The 20,146-nt window shown below is 41.8% G+C and carries 11 protein-coding genes; 3 read left to right on the top strand and 8 right to left on the bottom strand.

The genetic code is table 11. The features are described 5' to 3' along the window. Positions 1-64: 64 nt before the first annotated feature. Positions 65-1,615, top strand: a complete 1,551-nt coding sequence (locus HUJ22_RS05415) for an FAD-dependent oxidoreductase (RefSeq protein ID WP_290875003.1) — start codon at positions 65-67, stop codon at positions 1,613-1,615. A 61-nt stretch (positions 1,616-1,676) separates the two neighbouring features. Here HUJ22_RS05415 and HUJ22_RS05410 read toward each other — a convergent pair whose 3' ends face one another. From HUJ22_RS05410 to HUJ22_RS05390, 5 genes are all read right to left on the bottom strand, one after another. Continuing rightward, positions 1,677-3,191 carry a TrkH family potassium uptake protein gene (locus HUJ22_RS05410; RefSeq protein WP_290875001.1) on the bottom strand — a complete coding sequence of 505 codons (1,515 nt, stop codon included), beginning with the start codon at positions 3,189-3,191 and terminating at the stop codon, positions 1,677-1,679. Beyond that, the gene (gene trkA, locus HUJ22_RS05405; protein ID WP_290874999.1) at positions 3,191-4,543 is read right to left on the bottom strand and encodes a Trk system potassium transporter TrkA; all 1,353 of its coding nucleotides are present in this window, start codon (positions 4,541-4,543) and stop codon (positions 3,191-3,193) included. The genes HUJ22_RS05410 and trkA overlap by 1 nt, the downstream gene beginning before the upstream one ends. Before the next feature lie 114 nt (positions 4,544-4,657). Next, a complete protein-coding gene (locus HUJ22_RS05400) occupies positions 4,658-8,893 on the bottom strand; it encodes a PKD domain-containing protein (RefSeq protein ID WP_290874997.1) in 4,236 nt (1,411 codons plus the stop codon). Between the two features lie 4 nt (positions 8,894-8,897). Beyond that, on the bottom strand, positions 8,898-10,673 hold the full coding sequence (locus HUJ22_RS05395; protein ID WP_290874995.1) for a hypothetical protein: 1,776 nt from the start codon (positions 10,671-10,673) through the stop codon (positions 8,898-8,900). A 13-nt stretch (positions 10,674-10,686) separates the two neighbouring features. After that, positions 10,687-12,765, bottom strand: coding sequence for a HAMP domain-containing sensor histidine kinase (locus HUJ22_RS05390; protein ID WP_290874993.1), 2,079 nt, complete (start codon positions 12,763-12,765; stop codon positions 10,687-10,689). Between the two features lie 202 nt (positions 12,766-12,967). On the opposite strand from HUJ22_RS05390, the gene HUJ22_RS05385 reads away from it, so the two are divergent. Then, positions 12,968-13,231: a hypothetical protein gene (locus HUJ22_RS05385; RefSeq protein WP_290874991.1), complete on the top strand. Its 264-nt coding sequence runs from the start codon at positions 12,968-12,970 to the stop codon at positions 13,229-13,231. A gap of 54 nt (positions 13,232-13,285) precedes the next feature. Here the strand turns inward: HUJ22_RS05385 and HUJ22_RS05380 are convergent, their stop codons facing one another. Next, positions 13,286-15,616 carry a zinc-dependent metalloprotease gene (locus tag HUJ22_RS05380; RefSeq protein WP_290874989.1) on the bottom strand — a complete coding sequence of 777 codons (2,331 nt, stop codon included), beginning with the start codon at positions 15,614-15,616 and terminating at the stop codon, positions 13,286-13,288. A gap of 322 nt (positions 15,617-15,938) precedes the next feature. Between HUJ22_RS05380 and ald the strand changes: the two genes are divergently transcribed. Next, positions 15,939-17,054: an alanine dehydrogenase gene (gene ald, locus HUJ22_RS05375; protein ID WP_290874988.1), complete on the top strand. Its 1,116-nt coding sequence runs from the start codon at positions 15,939-15,941 to the stop codon at positions 17,052-17,054. 65 nt (positions 17,055-17,119) lie between these two features. Here the strand turns inward: ald and HUJ22_RS05370 are convergent, their stop codons facing one another. Both HUJ22_RS05370 and lysS read right to left on the bottom strand, forming a co-directional pair. Further along, positions 17,120-18,346, bottom strand: a complete 1,227-nt coding sequence (locus tag HUJ22_RS05370; protein WP_290874986.1) for an FtsX-like permease family protein — start codon at positions 18,344-18,346, stop codon at positions 17,120-17,122. A gap of 112 nt (positions 18,347-18,458) precedes the next feature. Then, positions 18,459-19,991, bottom strand: a complete 1,533-nt coding sequence (gene lysS / locus HUJ22_RS05365; RefSeq protein WP_290874984.1) for a lysine--tRNA ligase — start codon at positions 19,989-19,991, stop codon at positions 18,459-18,461. Between the last annotated feature and the right edge of the window lie 155 nt (positions 19,992-20,146).

The following is a 20,146-nucleotide window of genomic DNA, read 5'->3' as shown; positions in this document are numbered from 1 at the left end:
TTAGAGAAAATAAAAATGGCATAACCGGGTGAATTAGCAGTATCCAATTCCTTATTTTCAGGACATGCAGAAAGAAATACAGATCAGGGTGCTGCCGGAAGTAGCCGGACAAAGCCCATTGCTACGTGATTACATTATTCAGAAAGAGAAGCTTGACCCGGAAGATATTCACCATATCGAAATCCTCAAGCGCTCCATTGATGCCCGGGCCCGGCAGGCTTATATAAACCTGAAAATCCGCCTGTATATCAATGAGGAATATGAGTCGGAAGAAATATCGCTCCCGGATTATCCAGATGTAAGTAATGCGGAGGAGGTAATTATCATCGGAGCCGGTCCGGCCGGGCTGTTTGCTGCATTGGAGCTGATGGAAAGAGGACTGAAGCCGGTGATCATTGAGCGTGGAAAAGATGCCAAAGAACGCATCGCCGATCTGAAGGGAATCAACGTAAATCATTTGGTAAACGAAGATTCGAACTATTGTTTTGGGGAAGGAGGAGCGGGTACTTATTCGGACGGCAAGCTATACACCCGTTCCACAAAAAGGGGAAATACCCGAAAGGTGCTGGAACTGTTTGTCGGCTTTGGAGCTGTGAAAGAAATTTTGGTGGAAGCGCATCCTCATATTGGGACGAATAAATTACCGGGTATCGTTGGCAATATGCGGGAATGTATTTTGCAGAATGGGGGAGAAATTCATTTCAACACGCGGGTTACGGACCTGATAACTGATTCATCGGCAATCAAAGGAGTAGTGGCGCTAGATGGCACCAAATTCTATGCTAATAATGTGATTCTGGCAACCGGGCATTCTGCGCGGGATATTTTCAAGCTGCTTCATCGTAAAGGAATAGCCATTGAACTGAAGCCGCTGGCGATTGGGGTCAGGGTTGAGCATCCACAGGCACTTATTGATTCCATTCAATACAATTGTGAATCCCGGGGAGACTATCTGCCTCCGGCGGCTTACAGTATTGCCAAGCAAGCAGGGAATCGCGGGGTTTATTCGTTTTGTATGTGTCCCGGCGGGGTGATTGCGCCTTGTGCCACAGCCCCCGGTGAGATTGTGACCAACGGTTGGTCTTCCTCCCGGCGGGCACGTGCTACGGCTAATTCAGGCATCGTTGTGGAGTTAAGTCCCGAAGATTTCAAACCATTTGCCAAACACGGCCCTTTGGCGGCGATGGAATTTCAGAAGTCCATCGAACAAAAAGCCTGGCTGGAAGGTGGGAAGACACAAACCGCTCCGGCCCAACGACTGCGTGATTTTATTAAAGGGAAAGTCTCCGAAGACTTACCGAATACTTCCTATGCCCCCGGCATTACTTCTGTCGAACTCGGTTCTGTACTCCCCGATTTTATTCACAAAAGCCTGAAAGAAGGATTTCTTCAGTTTGATAAAAGTATGAGAGGCTATCTCACCAACGAAGCGGTGGTACATGCTCCGGAAACGCGAACTTCCAGCCCGGTAAAAATTCCGCGTGATCCGGAGACTTTGCAGCATATTCAGATTCAAGGATTGTATCCCTGCGGGGAAGGAGCAGGCTACGCCGGCGGCATTGTATCTGCGGCAATGGATGGGATGAAATGCGCGGGACGTATTAAAGCAGAGTGAAATGGTAAGAGGTTGGTGCCAGGGGCAGCATAGCTTTTTATTGCATCAATTTGCCCAACCGCTATTGCTTCCAAAAAGCAGGAGAGAAGATAATCAGTACGGTAAAGATCTCAAGGCGGCCTACCATCATTAGCATAATAAGTACCCATTTTCCGAGATAGGGAAGGTGAGCAAAGTTATCGGTGGGGCCGAAGTCACCCCAGCCTGGACCAATGTTTCCGATGGCGGCAATACTTGCCCCAATAGAAGACATAATATCATATCCAAATAAACTGATAATGAATGCTCCCAATGCAAAAATAAAGATGTAGAGGATAAAGAAACTTAGTACCGTCCGCTGTATATGCTGGCTGATGGCCTGATCACCAATTCGAACAGGCAGAATAGCTTTGGGATGAACGATTTGCTTAATTTCCCGGCCGGTGTTGCGAATCAAAATCATCCATCGGACCATTTTGATACCTCCGCCAGTGGAGCCGGCACAACCTCCGGTAAAGAAAAGGAGAAACAGGAAAAAGGCACCGATGGTATTCCATATTTCATAATCGTCTGTTCCAAATCCGGTAGTGGTTACAATAGCTAAAACCTGGAAAGCTCCATAACGCAGGGCTTCAAAGATGGGATATTTATCTATCACCAAAAGAGAGCCTGAAATGATGAGAATTCCAATACCAATTATGAGCGTATAAAACCGGATTTCACGGTTAGCAAAGAAGGATTGTGCATCCCCCCGGAAAAGCCGGAAATGCATGGCAAAGTTGATACCGGCCAGAAACATAAATACAATGATGACCCAATCTATATAAGCCGAGTCAAAAGCCTGAATACTGGTATTTTGAGTGGAAAATCCACCGGTTGCCAGCGTGGAAAATGCATGGTTAATCGCTTCGAACCAATCCATAGACGGGTGCGCCCAAAGCAACAGGAATTCCGCTCCTGTGAGGGCCACATATACTACCCAAAGCAGCTTGGCGGTTTCCTGAACACGGGGAGTAAGTTTATCGGTGGTGGGGCCGGGCGATTCCGCCTGAAATAATTGCATACCTCCAATACCTAATAAGGGCAAAATAGCCAATGAAAGTACAATGATTCCCATTCCGCCCAACCAATGGGCCAGGGAACGCCAAAATAGAAAGCTTTTTGGAATATCTTCGATTTGTGGGTTTTGAAAACCATCACTGGTGGCTCCCCCCAAAATAGTTGAGCCAGTGGTGGTAAGGCCGCTCATGGTTTCAAATACCGCATCCGTGAAACTGGGAAGTACACCGGATATCACAAAGGGCAGTGCACCTACAAGGGAGAGGGAAAGCCAGGTTAAACTTACAATCAAAAAGCCTTCACGGATACGGAGTTCCTGTTGCGGCTTGAAAAAATACCACAGAAGTCCTCCCAGGGAAAAAGCAATGCCAGCAGAAACTAAAAAGGAATGCCAGGTATCTTGTCCATAAATTAAATCAACACCGGCAGGCATCAACAGAGCGAACCCCATAAAGAAAATAAAGGCACCGAGGATCCCCAACACCATAAAAAAGTCAATGTTGGCACGCGGAGCGGAGCTATTGGAGACTAAAGCCATTATTGGAAAAGCTTTGTTATTTTATCAACGGCAGCAGGGAGGCAGAAGATGATAACCCTGTCATTGGATTGTATTTGGGTTTCACCGGTAGCAATTTCAACAGCACCGTCACATAGAACGCCTCCAATTACACAACCTTCCGGAAGATTTAATTTTTTAATGGGTTTTTTGGTGATTTTTGACTCAGAAGCGGCTTCTAATTCTATTACTTCAGCTTTTATTCCCCTTAATTCTGTTACAGAGATTACATTTCCGCGGCGTACATAGCGATGAATTTCGTTGGATGCCGCCACCTTTTTATTTATTACGGCGTCCAGTCCTATTGTTTGTGCCAGTGGGATAAAATCGGGTTTTGAAACCAAGGCCACCGTTTTTTTTACTTCCAGGTGTTTGGCCATCAGGCAGGAAATAATATTGGACTCTTCGTCATCGGTTACGGCAATAAAAGCATCCATCTCGCTAATGCCTTCAGTTACCAACAAATCAGGATCGGTGGGATTACCGTGTAAAACCATTACCTCTTTCATCTCAATGGCTAAGTCTTCGGCAATATTGTAATCGGGCTCAATTAGTTTGATGGTCCAGTTTTTAGATTCATCGGCGCATAGCAGCCGGGCAATCATAGCACCCATGCCTGATCCGCCGGCAATCATTATGGTATTGAGTTCGGTTTCCTTTTTTCCGGTGGTTTTAACCACACCATTAATGTTTTTGGTTTCGGCAAGTATAAAAACCTGATCGTAGGCCTGTAATTTAACCGAACCATTGGGAATAATGGTTCTTCCACGCCTGCCTATGGCAACGACACGAAAGGTTAAGTCAGCGTGAGCTGCAGCATATTCATTTAAAGATTTATTTATCAGGGGGGAATCTTTTTCCAGACGGATACCAATTAATTGCATCCGATCCTCAGCGAGGTTGATAACATCACTTGCGGAAGAGCGCTTTAAGAGCTGTGCAATTTCATGGGAGGCACTTAACTCGGGATGAATCATCACATCGATACCGAGGTCGGAAGGAGTGATCGGGGAGTCTTCATCAGAGAATTCGTCACTGCGTATTCGGGCAATCACCATTTTTGCTCCCAGTCGTTTCCCGATCATTCCGGATATCATGTTTACTTCATCGATACTGGTTACAGAGATCAGAATATCGGCTTCACCAACGGAGGCATTAACCAGGTCTTTAACGGAAGTAGCATTTCCTTCTATGGGCAGCACATCAAGAGAATCAGAAACTCTGGAAAGGGAATCTTTATCCCGGTCCATTACCGTAACATCATGTTTTTCAGTAGATAATACACTTGCCAGATCATATCCAATCTCGCCGGCACCTATAATAACAATCTTCAAAAGAAGCCTGATGATTTAATTAGAATTATAAAGCATTCAATATTACCATCTTTTTGATTTAAAATAAAACTTAATATTAATCTATAAGTTACTAATAATAATTAATTTAAAATTCTATTCAGTGATAATAATAATTTCTGCTTCCGCCGGTGTAGAGTGTGCTACTCTTAAGTCTTCTACCTGAATGGAAAACCGGTTTTCACCTTGAGCTAAAGGAAGCTCTTGCTGTGCTCCATAACCAATAATTTCTTCATTTTGAAACCAGGTATATTTTACTTCTGATGTTTTTCTGTTTACTTCAGGGGCATCAAGGATGGTGGATGGATTTACAGGGTTCCAGTCCATTTCAATAATGGTCGTACTTTGTGCAAAGCCAAGTTTCTCTTTTACAGTGATTGGAAATTTCCTGCTGTAGATGGCTTTTCCATCGAGGAACCAATATAAATTTAGGCTGTCAGCTCCTGCAGTTTGAGCCACCCATCGGTCAGTAAAATTATTGTTCACCGAAAACCGCCAGCCAGATGGAATATTCAATTCATTCAGGGTAATAGCCCTGCCTTTTATAATAGCTTTTGGGTAATCAGGATCTATTTTTGGGATGTCTTTTGGGGTGATTTCCACAATTGTGGAATCAACTGAATTTGGAGCTCCTTGCCCATCGTCCTGGAGTAAAGTGATGTAATATTTCTTTGGCTTTTTTGGAATGAAGGAAGAACCCTGTATTGGCCTCCCGTTAATCAGCCATTGATTTGTTACCCGGTCACCGTCAATATCTTGATCAGGGCTTCCGGTCAAGAAAATTTCTTCACCTACATACCTGACTCGTGAAGTCGTGATTTTTGGCTTTGGAGCGTTATTGGCAAAAAAGGTTTTTTCTTCCCTTGCCGTATTATTCGAAGTAGGTGAATTATCTTTTAAAACAAGGGTAACGGTATGAAAGCCAGGTTCTATGGCCTTAATCATTTCAGCTGAATTGGTACTGAGAAGTTCGCCATCGTAATACCAGTTATATTCTTTTATATAACCATCGGGATCAAGTGATCCCATGGCATCAAGGCGCAAGTCGCTTCCGGCAGCTACTTTTTCCGGCAACTCCCAGTTAATGACCGGGGGCGCATTCACCCGGATTGATTTTGTAAGGGTTGCCGTGTTACAGGCTGCGGTTGAATTTGTTTCCAGGTTGAGGGTTACAAGGTATTCCCCGGGTTCAGTAAAGCGATAGCTTGTTTGTAATCCTTCTCTTGTAATCGTCTGTCCCTGGTCCTGAATTTCCCACTCAACCATAGAAAAATCATCTTCGGCAGTGGAGGATGAGCCATCAAGATTTACCTGTTCACCCGGCGGAATCCACTCTGGGACTTCATAAACAGCTTTAGGCCCTTCAATAACCCGTATGGTAGATCTGACCTGGTTCATATTTCCACAATTGATGGAACCTGATCCCTCAACGGTAAGTGACACCGGATACACCCCGGGTTCAGTAAATACATGACGAATTTTTGGGCCGGTTTCAACGGTACCGTCTCCGAATTCCCACAAAAGAGAGGGCAGGGCACCGGAAGGATCAAGACTTCCTGAACCGTCAAAATCAAGGGCTGTGTCAACACAGATGGTTGAATCTGCACCTGCCAGGTTCATTTTGGCAACCGGAGAATCTCCAATAATTACCGGGATTTTTGTTACCGTGGCTTTTTCTGAAATTCCGTCACTCATAGTAAGTTTGGCACCATAAATACCGGGTCGGTCATAAATGTAAGAGGGATTAGCACGATTTGAAGTTTGACCGTCTCCAAAATCCCAATGTACATTAAAGGGATCTCCATCAGGATCGTAACTTTGCGAGCTGTTGAATAAAATGGTTTGCCCCGAACACGATAAAATTAATGAGTCTACCACAGCCTTAACAGGCCTGTTAATTAAAACACGAATTGTTTTTTCGGCGGAGCTGTTTGGTAAGCCACGGCTGTCATTAACTTTCAATCCAAAAATGTGTACACCAAACTCCGGGGCTTTCCAGCTAAAACTGGTTTCAGATCTTTTTGAACCATCAGGAAGGGTCCACTCAAAGTTTAGGGGGTCACCGTCCGCGTCATAAGTACGAGAGCCATCCAGCTGAATATCCAATGAATTTGAACGAATTACAGATTCAGTTACGATATATGGGGTGTGATTAACATTTACGGTTCCCTCCACACTGAATTCGGAATTGGCAACTCCTTCATTGTCTACACCCGTGAGAGTGAAATAATGCACACCGCTTTCTTTAAAGCTGCGGGTGGCTTCTTCTCCTTCAATCACTGTGCCATCTTGAAAAGTCCAAAAGATTCTTTCAATTGTTCCATCCGGATCATAAGACCCTTCTGCATTAAAAGTAATTTCATCTCCGGGACCAACAATATCCGGGGAAGTGCTCCACTTCAAAACAGGGGAATGATTAGCCCAAACCTTATTACTCGCCACACTTTGAGCTATTTCATTTCCGGAATTGTCGCGTACTTTCAATGAAATAACATGCTCACCCGGCGTATCGATTTCAAGTGAAGGGGTAGGGCCGCTGGCAGCGGGTTCTCCATCAATAAACCATTCATAGCTTGTAATGACTCCATCTTCATCAAAGCTGGAAGTCCCATCTACTATAAAACTGTTATTCGCCCCCACAATTTCGGGTATTTCAAAAGAAGCTTCCGGGAATTTATTTATAATAATGGTGTGCTGTTTGGTTTGAATACTATTATTTCGTCCTTTTCCGTCATCGATATGAAGCGCAACCTGATAGGTGCCGGTTTTCTCATAAGTATGGGTGATATTTTGTCCGGCTATCGTGGTGCCGTCTCCCAAAACCCATGTATAACTGCTGCTGGCGTCTACTGTAGAGTCACCACTTGAAGTATAACCAAAGGCAACGGTTGCATTCGAAGAGACTGCCGGTGCTTCTATCCGCCGAACTATAATTTTGTCGGGACTTGTATCGCTCAAGGCATCATTGTCTATTTGAATGCGGATTTGTCGCTGACTGTTGCTGCAGTTGGGAATTTGACCTCCATTATTAACTCTTACCGAGATGATATGGGTTCCTTCCCGGGCGGCTGAAAATTCAAAAGTAGGTTCAGTGCCTTCCAGTTGTCCGTCAACAAACCAATAATAATTTAATTTTCTGCCCCCTAAGTCATAAGAGCTTTCAGCAGACAAGGTAAGTATCTGATTTGGACCAATAACAGTTTTCGCAGTTTCTAACCTTGCTATGGGAGGTTCGTTGATCAAAACATCTTGTCTAACATTCCAAAATTCAGGGAATGGGGATAAAGTATTGGGAACGCGAACATTTAAGGTAACTTCGCCTCTTGAGACAAATGACAGGGAAGGGGATATTCCGGTGCCTAAGGTTCTGCCATTAATTTGCCATTGAGCTGCTTGAAGAGCCTGAGCATTTAAGTGCTGACTTGTCAGTTCAAAAGATTTTTCTGTACATCGTATCGTCGGGATTTGGGTAATAGTCAGATCAGGTTTTTGAAATGCCGTAAATGTCGCATCATAGATCCAAAGTGCAGGTTGATTGCCCCCGTGAATCATCAAGTTATTCATTCTGTTTTCAGATCCACTCAGGCTAAGCACCCAATTATTTTCTGTACCTGAAACGGTTTCTGGAATCAAGGGCTTGTCCAAAGCATAGGTATTTCCAAATCTGTCAAGAATCTCAGCATTGCTATTTACGTCACCTGAAACTTCAAATGGTTGTACTGTATTTTGCGACTGATAAGGCTTTAGCTGGAGTGCTTCATTAGCGGGTAAGTCAAATATTCCAATGGACAAATCAAAAGTAATGACTTGCCATGAATCATTTTTAATTTGTCTGCCAGAACCATCAACGAGCCGGAGTTTAAAGTTGTTTGTATCCTCCCCATTATCTACTGTGACTCGTAGTATAAATCCATTTTCACGGTTGGTTATGTCGGTAAAATCTACCCATTGATCGATATAATTCTCTTCATTTCGAGTGGTTAAAGTTTTAATGGGGGAAGATGAAGTTCTTTTTTTAACCGGAGTGTTTGAAGTTGATAGGTATACATCATCAAAGGAATATAATCTGAAAGTGGTAGCAGTATTCGGAGAATTGGTTATTGTTTGATTATCTGCTCTTCCTCCTAATCCTGCATCATATATCTGAAGGATGGCATTGCCGGCATTATCTCCCGGTTTAATCCAGATATCGTATTGCTCTGGTGAATGATCACTGACAAGTTCTGACTGTTTTCCTGCAACGGTTAAATAAAGTTCTTGGGCTTTTACCGGAAAAACACAGATAGACCATACAATAAGTATAGCAAGGGTTTTTAAAAACTGTTTTTTCATTTCACTATTCAACCGTATAAGATTTAGAAGAATATAGGGTTCCGCTTTTTGCATGTTTAAACTCAATTGTGAGTTGTCCGGGAACCAAATCCAGTGTGATTCCCCAATTTCCATTAAAATCAGTGCGCACTCTTTCCTTTCGATTTTCATTGGTCAGCACTATTTCAATACCGGGGTACAGATTTCCGGAAAATGTAGTTGAACCGGATTTTATAGCAGATAGGGTACTATTTGTGGCACTCCGAAGTCTGAAGTTATAAAGTTTTTCTTCAGTCAATCGAATAACACGGATATTTTTAGAGCCCTTATTTCCTGCCCGGTCAGTAGCTGTTAATGTAATATCTTTTGTACTTTCAACATTTGAAACGGTATAAGAAAAACGCCCGGTAGATTGTACCCGCACACTATTTCCTTCAATAACCAGACGGGCTTCAGGTTCAGTTACTCCGGTCATTTGCAAAGAACCGGAACCGGTTAATAGTACCTCACCATTCATGTCATCAATAAAAATAGGTGGTGGAACATCATCTATGGTACGAATGATCCGCGCCGTTTTTGAAAAAGGCCCCCTTAACCCTAAATTATCAATGGCTTGAACCTTTACATAAGTCATACCCATTGGCAGGTTATCGAGTGCTAATGAAGTTTCGTTTGTTTCTACGTCAACTACATTTTCAGTGAAATTTGGGGAGCTGTCATATTGGATCCTGTAATTTTCCGCTCCCTCAATTTCATCAAATGAAAAAACAATAGTCTGGTTATTTACGACGGTATCAGTATTAGCCCAAGTGAGTGTGGGAGAGGGTAACAGTTTAACAGGTTGCATTGGAGCTTTACCTCTTTCCACAATTGTACCTTCGTTTTCCCTAATAGTTATTGAAACATCATTGGAGTTGACTATGGCTTGTCCGTCATAATTGGTAAGCTTTACTAAATCAGAGGTATCGGTTTCGGCATAAAAATTCTGAGTTCTGAGTTCCGAAACAGATGACCCGGCGTTTAAAGTATATTTACTTTTATTTTTTCCGGCTGCGGAAAGCTTTGCCAATAACCCTCCATCCTCCAGGGTAATTTCAGTGTCTGCAGCATCATTAAGCCGATCGATGCGTGATTTTCGAATAACTGCTATGGTATTAGGTTCTACCTGAATATTACTTCCGTCTACAAATGATAGCAACGCGTAGCTCTCAATAAAAGTCCTGATCCCGTCAGATTGCGCAAACAGATCACCTTTCATGGCATCAATCCATGATCCTAAAAGCCCCTTCCTCCGGTCAACTTTACCGGTTTTATCGGCAAGCTGTGCCTGTACATCCACTATTCTATTTTCAAATAAAGTGGTTTCCATAAGGTCGACTGCCGGTTTTACCCGGTTTCCAAAATCAAATGCCTTTTCAATTTCTCCATCATTTACAGCTTTTGTGTACTCCGTAATAAGTTCTTGAACTTCGGAATATTGATCCGGAGCAAAAACAGTTGCCCCAGATGAAATCAACTCACTGATTCTTTCTTTTTGATTTACTACCTGAGTTGAAACCTGGGAAAAATTTTGCAACTCTTGTAATTGAGAGGGGGTAATGGTGAATGAATTATCCTCAGTATTGTGTGTCGCTAAATTAATCACCAGAGGCCAATTAACAGTGCTGCCCGTATACTTTTGAGCAATATTTTGTAGTTCTTGCGCTTTAAAGGTAATCGGACTTTCTTGAGCAAACGCGATATTCGGAATAGTCAATGCTGTAGCTAAGAATAAATAACCTATTTGGAATTTTACTTTCATATTGTATACCCCGTTATTTTGGAAAAACCAACATAAAGCGAGATCCAATCTCTTCATTTGATTCAAGCTCTATTTCTCCGTTGTGCAAGTGAATTATTTCGCGTACATATGCCAAACCAAGACCGGTCCCGCTTTCCCGGGCGGCCTTTTTATTGGATTTAACACGGTAAAATTTATCAAATATCCTTTTTTGTTCCTCAAGATCGATCCCAAACCCATAATCTGTAATACTAATACTGGTTGAATCCGGGGTGTTGCTTAATTTTATTTCAATAGTTCGGTTGGGATCTCCGTATTTAATTGCGTTGCTTAATAGGTTTTGGATGGCATCGAAAATAAGCTCAGAACTCCCGTTTATCTTGAAATTCCTTCCTTCTTTAATGAGTTTTGTTTTCAGGTTTTTCTTAAGAAGGAGAGGGTGGGAAATACTTTTGACGTCTTCGGTAATACGCAGAAGGTCAATAGATTCAAAATCGATATTTGTTCGACCTGATTCAATGCGTTGAATATCCAGAAAACGATTTACAAGGCTCTTCATTCGTTCTCCGGAAAGGAGAATTTCATCGACTATGTTTTTCCTTTCACTTTCATCCATGTTATAAGTGGAATCCATAAGCACTTCTGAAAGGCCCATAATACTTGTAATTGGATTTTTTAGTTCATGGGCAATGATATTGATCATATCATTTCGCTTGATATCATTTAGTCTGTCTTCAGTTTTGTCGTGCAGAATGATAAGGGCTGCTTCTTCATCTCCTTCTTTATTGATAATGGAAACGTACTGAAAATCGTAATAATCGCTTTTGTTATCATTCAGGTAACGAGAAACTTCAGAATTGTTGATTTTTACGGTATAGGGATCCGGATTGTGTACTCTTTGTTCAAATTTAGCGACCGAAATATCATCATGAGAAAATATGTCATCCAAATGTGCATTTTCGGGTTTAATGTTAAGCTCATTTAGGAATTGCTCGAAATTGTTATTTATGAAACTGAAGTGTTTAGAGGAATCCAGAATACCAATCAAATCCTCGGAATAGGTCATCATATACCTGTTTTTCCATTCCTCAAGAATGATTTTTTCAACATTTATCTCTTGGTACCGGGCTAATGTAATCCTGATGGTTTCCAGTGTATTCTGCATCAGATTAAATTCGGGAAGGGCGACCGGCTTAATGGGATGTTCAAAATTCAGCGTACTCATATATTCTACATCATCTATAATTTGAGCTACCGGTTTGTTTACACGTCGGCTCACATACCAGCTAAAACTGAACAATATCAGTAAAATGCTGCCCCCAGTAATCAAAGAGAAGGTGATAAGGTCGTGTACCGGCTTTAGAATAAAGGAATCTTTAACGGCCACGATATGCCAAAAAGGTATAGTTTGAAATCTTGAATTCAATAAAAACCATTGATTATCATTTATATCAATAGTCAACTGATTTGAATAGCCGGCATCCTCCAATAACGATTGAGGGAGTTCAACTTCTTTAGAAGGAAGAATTTGTAATCCATTATTGGTAAAGATATTTGCTTCATAAGCACCGCCCAAAGGGATGTCAATAAGATCATTGACGATAGTGTTTGCATCAAAAAACATTTCAAGGAAGAAGACGTCATTACTGATCCGAATTGCTTTTTGTGCGATCAGGAAGTAGTTTTCATTTAGTTTATCAGGATTGAGACTTACTTTAATTGTCGGATCCAACCGGGAGGGGTGCCAATTATAGGCCAGGTTACTGAAATCCACTCCGTCATAGATAGATCGGCGAATATCAACAGATTCAGAAGAGCCTTCCTGGTAAATTGAGATTCTCATTAAACCGGGCGTGAGATTAACAGTTTTGGTAACGATATCCTGAGTTTGAGCAGGATTGTTTTCAATCTGACGGACCATGTAATTGGTGGAATTCAACCAGTTTCGTATGATTTGATCAGAACGTTGCAGCGAATATTCTTGAAGCTGAGAAACAATGGTCGTTCTTTCGTTAATAATGGCTTCTTTATACTGTGGACGCACAAATACCCACATCAGGGTAAAAGCCAACGAAATCAGAATTGAAGAGAATAAGAAGATTCTCTTCCTCAAAGTGAACTTATTAAACATAATTATTTAATATTAATACATTAAGTTCATTTAAACTATTCAAACATTCGATTAGAAATATTTCATATACAACCGTAATAAACATGAAGACAAAGAAGGTTTTATTAATGGTAGCTTAACAATTAGTTAACCTTTTGTTTAGTTGAAATGATGATTCTCCGTTAACTATTCACCAGTTAATTATATGCTGATAGGCGGAGATTTTAATAACAGGGCAAAACAACTCTTGGCTTTGCTGGAGAGGATGAGTGAGAATAACCCGGAGACCAAAGTTCCGGTTGAAGAATTGGTTAGTCATCTTGATTTGGATAGGATAGAATTGAAAAATTTACTTGAATATCTTGAAGGAAGACAGCTGATTGAAATAGCTTCAATTGGCGGCCCATTTCTTTACGGCCATGTTAAAATTACGGAAAAAGGAATTATAAAGGCTGCGAAATTTAAATAACAAAGCCTCTGCACTTTATTTAGCAGAGGCTTTGTTAAAAGAAGAAGCATGTTTTCAGTTGTCAGAATCTAAAATGTCATCTATTCTGAAAAGGGCATCTTCTAAATGGGCACGAGTTAGCTCATCCGATATTCGGGTTTGGGCTCGGCCTAAATCATTTCGAAGCCTATTCAATTCTACCCGTAAGAATGTGCGAATGTCAGAATTTTTAATATCGATACGGTTTCGAAAACTGCTTGATTCATCATTGGTAAACATGCTTTCCATATTATCGAGATAGATTCGTTGCAGGTTTCTGCGATAAGGGTTAATCATTCTCATTTCGTAGATTTCAGCCCAAACACCCCGCCGTAAATCTTCAAGCATTTCTAAAGGCGTGTAAGCTTCCTCCCCGTCAAAGGCATGGCTTTCATTCAAGCGTATCATTACATCTGCTGCCATTACATCATTAAGTATACGAGCTTGCAGGTTTTTTACGCGGTCCAGAGCTCCGCCATGTTCAATTCTTCGAAGTATTTCTTTATCCAAAAGCCAGTCCGGAGTAGAAAACACATGTTCATTCAAGAATCCCATGGCTTTTTGTTGATAATCTTTAGGAACAGGGGTGTAAAGCACGCCCTCCTGATCAGAGCTTTTTCTGTTTTGGTATACTCCTCCGATATTGGTGGAAACATGTCCGGCATAGCGTGCCCATTGGAAAATGAGTTCACTGTATATTTCTTCCAGATCATCATATCCTTCACCGGGAGTAGAAGTCCATTCAATGAGATTGGGAACCACACGCTTCAAATTCATTAATCCATAAGTACTGGCCTGCACCGGGTCATTGGATAAGTCTTCCGTTTGAGCGGAAGGATCGTATCCGGTAGAAGATGCAAATCGATAAATCGGGTCATCGGCTTTTTCGAGGATCCATTCATCTAAAATGGGTTTTTCATCTTCCGGGGTTCTGGCCTCGGGAATAACACGATATCCCCAGTTCACGGCGTATTTATCATAGGGTCCTATTTTTCGAATGAATCGGATATTTTCATCGCCGGGCTGAGCAATATAGTTTTGCCGTGCATACTCCATGATAGTTGTAGCAATTCCGTATTTTTGGGTAAAAGATCCGGAACGGAGGGAATCTACCGGGTAGGCTGAACTAGACTGCATGTTATGGGGCAGGCCAATGGCATGACCAATTTCGTGAGAAATAACACGGCGCATGGTTTCGCCAATCAAGTCATCATCCAACTTTAATTTCCTGGCTTCAGGATTTGCGGCTCCGGTTTCAATCATCAGGCGGTTGCGGTAAGAACGCATATGGTTATGATACCAAACGATGTCACTTTCAATAATCTCACCGGTTCGCGGATCACTGACACTTGGGCCAACAGCATTTCGGATAGTACTGGCAACCCAACGGACCGTAGAATAACGAATATCTTCAGGACTCCAATCCGGATCTTCTTCCGGAGAAGGGGCTTCTTTGGCAATCACAGCATTTTTAAAACCGGCCGCTTCAAAAGCTTCATTCCAGTCTTCTACACCTTGTTTTATGTATGGCACATACTTGGTAGGTGTGGCAGGATCAAGATAATATACAATTGGTTTAACCGGCTCAACAAGTTCGCCTCGTGCATAAGCTTCCGGGTCTTTTGGTTCCAGCCTCCAACGACGAATATAGCTTTTCTCTGCCGCTTTTTGCTCATCTGAGCCATAGTCAATTTGATTAACGGTAAACCAACCTACGCGGTAATCTTCATATCTTGGACGCATTGGCTCTTCCGGAAGCAGTACCATGGATTGGCTCATTAACATCGAAAGTGTAGCTGTTTGTTCATCAGAGGGAGGATTTCCCGCATTATATGTGAGTACATGGCGTATTTCTATATTTTCCGGAAAGCTTTTGGCCGATTCAATGTAACTGCGATCTCCATCCAGTCGGCGTACCTGATATTCGCGTCTCAGAAAACTAATGGCCCCGCTGATGGCTTCAATATCTGAAGTAAAGAAATCAGTCATTTCAATGACAATGGAAGAGGAGTCTTCACTTATCGTTTCAATGGGAAATGCAGCTATGATGGGCGCAAAGTTATTTGCTTTGACTGATTTATAAATGGGCAATGTATCAGCTGCAACAGCATTGTATGATTGCTTTCGAATGAGAATTTGATCCCTCTGACGTTCAAAGGTGATAACTTGTTCAGCTGTTTTTGCTCCACTTGAAAAGAATCCAAAATAGTCGGTTGGAACTTCAGCTATTCGGCTTACCAACAACATTTCACGATTTAACAGTGAATCGGGAAGCTCATAATACAATTTGTCTTTAACCCAGTGGACGTCAAACAATCCTTCATCAGTTTCAGCGTCCTTGGTTATTACTGAGCTATAACTTTTCATTCCATTTGAGGAAGAGGAAGCACGGGAAGATTTTTCTTGATTCCCCGTAATTTTTTTTGAGGATGTACACCCCGTGGTAATTAAAAATGCGAATAAGAAGACATACAGAATTTGAGAGATATATTTAGTCATAATGCGCTTTAGCTTAGTTCCGAAAAATATTTTTATAAATTTAGGGTAAATGATCCAAACATTTGGCCATTTAACATCAAATAACATAATTGAAAAGAAGGAGTATTAGCAAATATTCATTATCCAGTTTTCCGGAAAAATGCCTACCTTTGCGTCCCAAAAACAACAGCCTAACTAAAATGTTTATATCATGATTATTGGAGTTCCTAAAGAGATTAAAACCCACGAAAACAGGGTAGCTATTCAACCCGGTGGCGTGGTTCAACTAAAGCGTAACGGACATGAAGTTTTAATTGAAAATAATGCAGGAGTTGGCAGTGGCTTCAGTAATCAACAATACATTGATGCCGGTGCTACTATTATTGATGATGTTGAAGAGGTTTGGAAGAAAGCCGAAATGATCATGAAGGTAAAAGAACCTATAGCGGTTGAATACCCGCGCATGCGAAAAGGGCAGGTTATTTTTACCTATTTTCACTTTGCTGCAGAAGAAGCCCTTACCAAAGCAGTGGTTGATTCGAAATGTATTGCCATTGCTTATGAAACGGTGGAAAAAGCCGACCGTTCTCTTCCTTTGTTAATCCCAATGAGTGAAGTAGCCGGACGTATGGCTGCCCAGGAAGGCGCCATTTATCTGGAAAAACCTAAAGGCGGACGTGGTGTATTGATGGGGGGAATCCCCGGTGTGCCTCCCGCTAACGTATTAGTACTTGGCGGCGGTATTGTAGGGGTGAATGCTGCCAAAATAGCCGCAGGAATGGGGGCCAAAACAACTATTATGGATATTAATATGCCTCGTCTGCGTTACCTGGATGATGTTATGGAGAAAAATGTAACGACCATGTTTTCATCTGAAGCCAATATTCGGAAAATGCTTCCGGATGTAGACCTTGTGATTGGTGCAGTCCTGAAACCTGGAGCTAAAGCCCCACATCTTATCACCCGTGATATGCTCAAGGAAATGAAACCCGGAACCGTATTAGTGGATGTTGCCATTGATCAGGGCGGATGCTTTGAGACTTCTAAGCCAACAACTCATAAAGATCCGGTGTACGTGGTGGAAGATGTTGTGCATTATTGCGTGGCTAATATGCCCGGAGCAGTACCTTATACTTCTACGATGGGACTGACTAACGTGACCTTGCCTTATGCAGTGCAACTTGCTAATAAAGGATGGAAACAGGCTCTTAAAGATGATCCTGAGCTTCTCAAAGGCTTGAACATTGCTGACGGATCTATCGTCTATCAAGATGTTGCAGAAGCATTTGGCATGAAGTGGGAAGATGTTGATTCTGTACTGAATTGATAAGCTTTTAACATGTGAAAGCTAAGCCCGTTGAGTAATGTCACCGGGCTTTTTTTATGGGCTAATTACCGGCCGAAAGAAATTACTTTGACGGGATCAGTATTGGCGGCAATACGAGCAGGGAACCAGGAAGCTAATCCGGATAAGATGATGGTTACTATAGAGACTATGATGAAATCAATGGCCTGCGGTTCAACAGGAGCGTAAGACATATAGTAATTTTCCTGCGAGAGGGGGATAATTTGATAATTGACCTGCAGGAAATAGAAAAGCAGGGATATAGTAATCCCAATAATGAGGCCAACTCCAGCTACCATGAGTCCCTCCATTAAGAAAATTCTTCGTATCATTTTAGATTTACTACCTATGGTTTTTAATATCCCAATATCACGGGTGCGTTCTAAAACCATCATTAAAATTGCCCCAATTAAATTGAAAGCGGCAACAACAATCATCCCGCTTATGACCAGGGGAATCATATTCTCCTGTAATTCAACCCATGCAAAAATATTACCAAAAACGGTATAGATGGTTTCGTTGAAGAAGGGGAAGATAACAGTTTGATCCAGTTTCTCTTTGAAAGCAAGGATCTCGGAATCGTCGTGCAGGCGAATTTCTATAGCATTTGCTTGCGTTTCGCTGTATTTAAAAAGGTCGCGGGCATACTGCCTGTCTACCATAGCAAATACATCATCAAACAGATCAATTCCGGTTTCATAAATACCGGTTAATCGAAATTGTTTGATTTCAGGAGAATTTATCAGGGAAGGTATTCCCTCAATAGTGTAAACGGTAATGACAGAACCGATATCGGCCTGAAGTTGTTCTACCAGTTGAGAACCCAGTACAATTCCCGGCATGCCTGCTGAGTCCGGTTCTAAATTGTATTCTCCGCGAGTTATGTAATTCCCTACTCCAAATTCTGGTTTTTGCAGGTCTACACCTTTCAAGGTGGTTCCGGTTACCTGATCTTTTGTTTGTATCATCACCTGCCCCTGCACAACCACTTGTTTGCTCTTAATCTCAGGATATCTATCCAAGTGGGTAAGTAGAGTATCTGCTCGGTGAATGGGCCTGTTGATGAAGGTATTTACCGTTACATGGGGGGCAAAATCCATAATTTTGCCATTGATTGTAGATTTAAAACCATGAACGATGGAAAGGGCGATGAGAAGTCCCGCAGCGCCAATAGCTATACCGGCTATAGACATATATTTAATGAACGAAAGGAAGCCTGAGCTTTTTCGAGAGCCTTTGAAATAGCGAAGGGCGAGATACCATTCAAACTTCATTAGAATAAACTCCAATTTTCAAATCCCAAATTCCAAAGAAGCTTTAATGCCTTTGTATTCATATACCGAGAAATTGATGTTTGGAATTTGATCATTGGTATTTAACCTTAGGTTATTCCGGTTTCATTTGCGGAAAGAAGAGAACATCACGAATGGAGTCGGAGTTGGTCATGATCATAGCCAGGCGATCGATACCGATTCCAATTCCGGCAGTAGGAGGCATCCCATACTCCAGAGCACGAATGAAGTCTTCGTCAATGGTCATCGCTTCATCATCTCCTTCAGCTCGTAATTTTGCTTGCTCTTCAAGTCGTTCACGCTGATCGATGGGATCGTTAAGCTCGGTATAAGCATTGGCAATCTCTTTTCCATTGCATATAGCCTCAAATCGTTCTACCAATCCTTCCTTGGAGCGATGTTTTTTGGTTAACGGGCTCATCTCCAGCGGATAATCCGTAATGAATGTAGGCTGTATAAGTTTACCTTCCACAAATTCACCAAAAATCTCATCGATAATTTTACCTGCTCCAAAAGACTTGTCAATTTCCACATGCAGTTCCTTGGCAATGGCACGAAGTTCTTTGAGGTCTTTACCATACAAATCTTTACCGGTTTCATTTTCAATCGCTTCAAATAAAGGAATTCTCGGCCATGGTGTTTTAAAATCGATTTCATTTTCACCTACCTGAACTTTGGTAGAGCCATGGAGTTCAAGAGCAATTTTCTCCAGCATATTTTCGGTGAATTCCATCATCCAGTTATAGTCTTTGTAGGCCACGTATAATTCAACCTGGGTAAATTCAGGATTATGGAATCGGGAGAGCCCCTCATTGCGAAAATCCTTAGAGAATTCATAGACTCCATCATATCCGCCAACAATCAGTCTTTTCAGATATAACTCATTGGCAATACGCAGATACAAATCCATATCCAGGGCATTGTGATGAGTTACAAAAGGCTTCGCTGCAGCTCCTCCATATACAGGCTGCAGGATAGGGGTTTCTACCTCGAGATACCCTCTGGCGTTCATCATTTCACGCATAACCTGAACCATCTGGGTACGCTGCTGAAACGTTTTGCGAACCTCAGGATTTACGATAAGATCCACATAGCGCATTCGGTAGCGCTGTTCTTTATCTGTGAAGGCATCATGGATGATTGTTTCACCATCTTCCGTTTTCTCTTCTTTGGGAGTGGGAATAGGGCGGATGGTTTTGGATAGAAAATGAAATTCCTCAGCATGTACGGTAGTCTCTTCGGTACGGGTTTTAAATACAAATCCTTTGATCCCTACAAAATCCCCAATATCCACCAGCTTCTTAAAGATAGTATTGTATTGTTCAACGCCTACATCATCTCGCCTGATATAAACCTGAATGGTTCCCTCGGAATCCTGAAGGTTGAAAAAGGCAGCTTTCCCCATAATCCGGCGAGACATTACCCGTCCTGCAATAACCACAGATTCAGAATCAGGATTGGTTTCTTCATCCCGAAGTAATTCTTTTTCGTTCGCTAAAATTTGTTTTGAAGTGTGAGTAACATCAAAAGAGTAAGGGTAGGGGTTCACTCCTAATTCATGGAGTTGTTCAAGTTTTTCCCGGCGAATTTCTTCTTGTTCCGAGAGGGATAATTCCTGTTCAGACATTTATAAAAATTGAATTTAATTTTGACGTTCAAACGAAGCTGTAAAAATACCGAATTGTAGAGAGAATTGTGAGCAGGATAGAGAAATAGTTTAGCCCGGAAATTTTTTCCTGTGATGCTGGAATATTCTTTGGAACCGGAGTAATTTATTTCACT

Origin of the sequence: Gracilimonas sp. (assembly GCF_014762685.1) — a bacterium.
Lineage (GTDB): Bacteria > Bacteroidota > Rhodothermia > Balneolales > Balneolaceae > Gracilimonas.
The sequence above is the reverse complement of the archived record's forward strand: the minus strand, read 5'-3'. Positions and strand labels throughout refer to the sequence as shown.

Excerpts from the sequence above, each read along its gene's own strand:
- HUJ22_RS05415 (WP_290875003.1), top strand. The coding sequence starts at position 65 with ATGCAGAAAGAAATACAGATCAGGGTGCTGCCGGAAGTAGCCGGACAA.
- HUJ22_RS05410 (WP_290875001.1), bottom strand. The coding sequence starts at position 3,191 with ATGGCTTTAGTCTCCAATAGCTCCGCTCCGCGTGCCAACATTGACTTT.
- HUJ22_RS05400 (WP_290874997.1), bottom strand. The coding sequence starts at position 8,893 with ATGAAAAAACAGTTTTTAAAAACCCTTGCTATACTTATTGTATGGTCT.
- HUJ22_RS05395 (WP_290874995.1), bottom strand. The coding sequence starts at position 10,673 with ATGAAAGTAAAATTCCAAATAGGTTATTTATTCTTAGCTACAGCATTG.
- HUJ22_RS05385 (WP_290874991.1), top strand. The coding sequence starts at position 12,968 with ATGCTGATAGGCGGAGATTTTAATAACAGGGCAAAACAACTCTTGGCT.
- HUJ22_RS05380 (WP_290874989.1), bottom strand. The coding sequence starts at position 15,616 with ATGAAAAGTTATAGCTCAGTAATAACCAAGGACGCTGAAACTGATGAA.
- ald (WP_290874988.1), top strand. The coding sequence starts at position 15,939 with ATGATTATTGGAGTTCCTAAAGAGATTAAAACCCACGAAAACAGGGTA.
- HUJ22_RS05370 (WP_290874986.1), bottom strand. The coding sequence starts at position 18,346 with ATGAAGTTTGAATGGTATCTCGCCCTTCGCTATTTCAAAGGCTCTCGA.
- lysS (WP_290874984.1), bottom strand. The coding sequence starts at position 19,991 with ATGTCTGAACAGGAATTATCCCTCTCGGAACAAGAAGAAATTCGCCGG.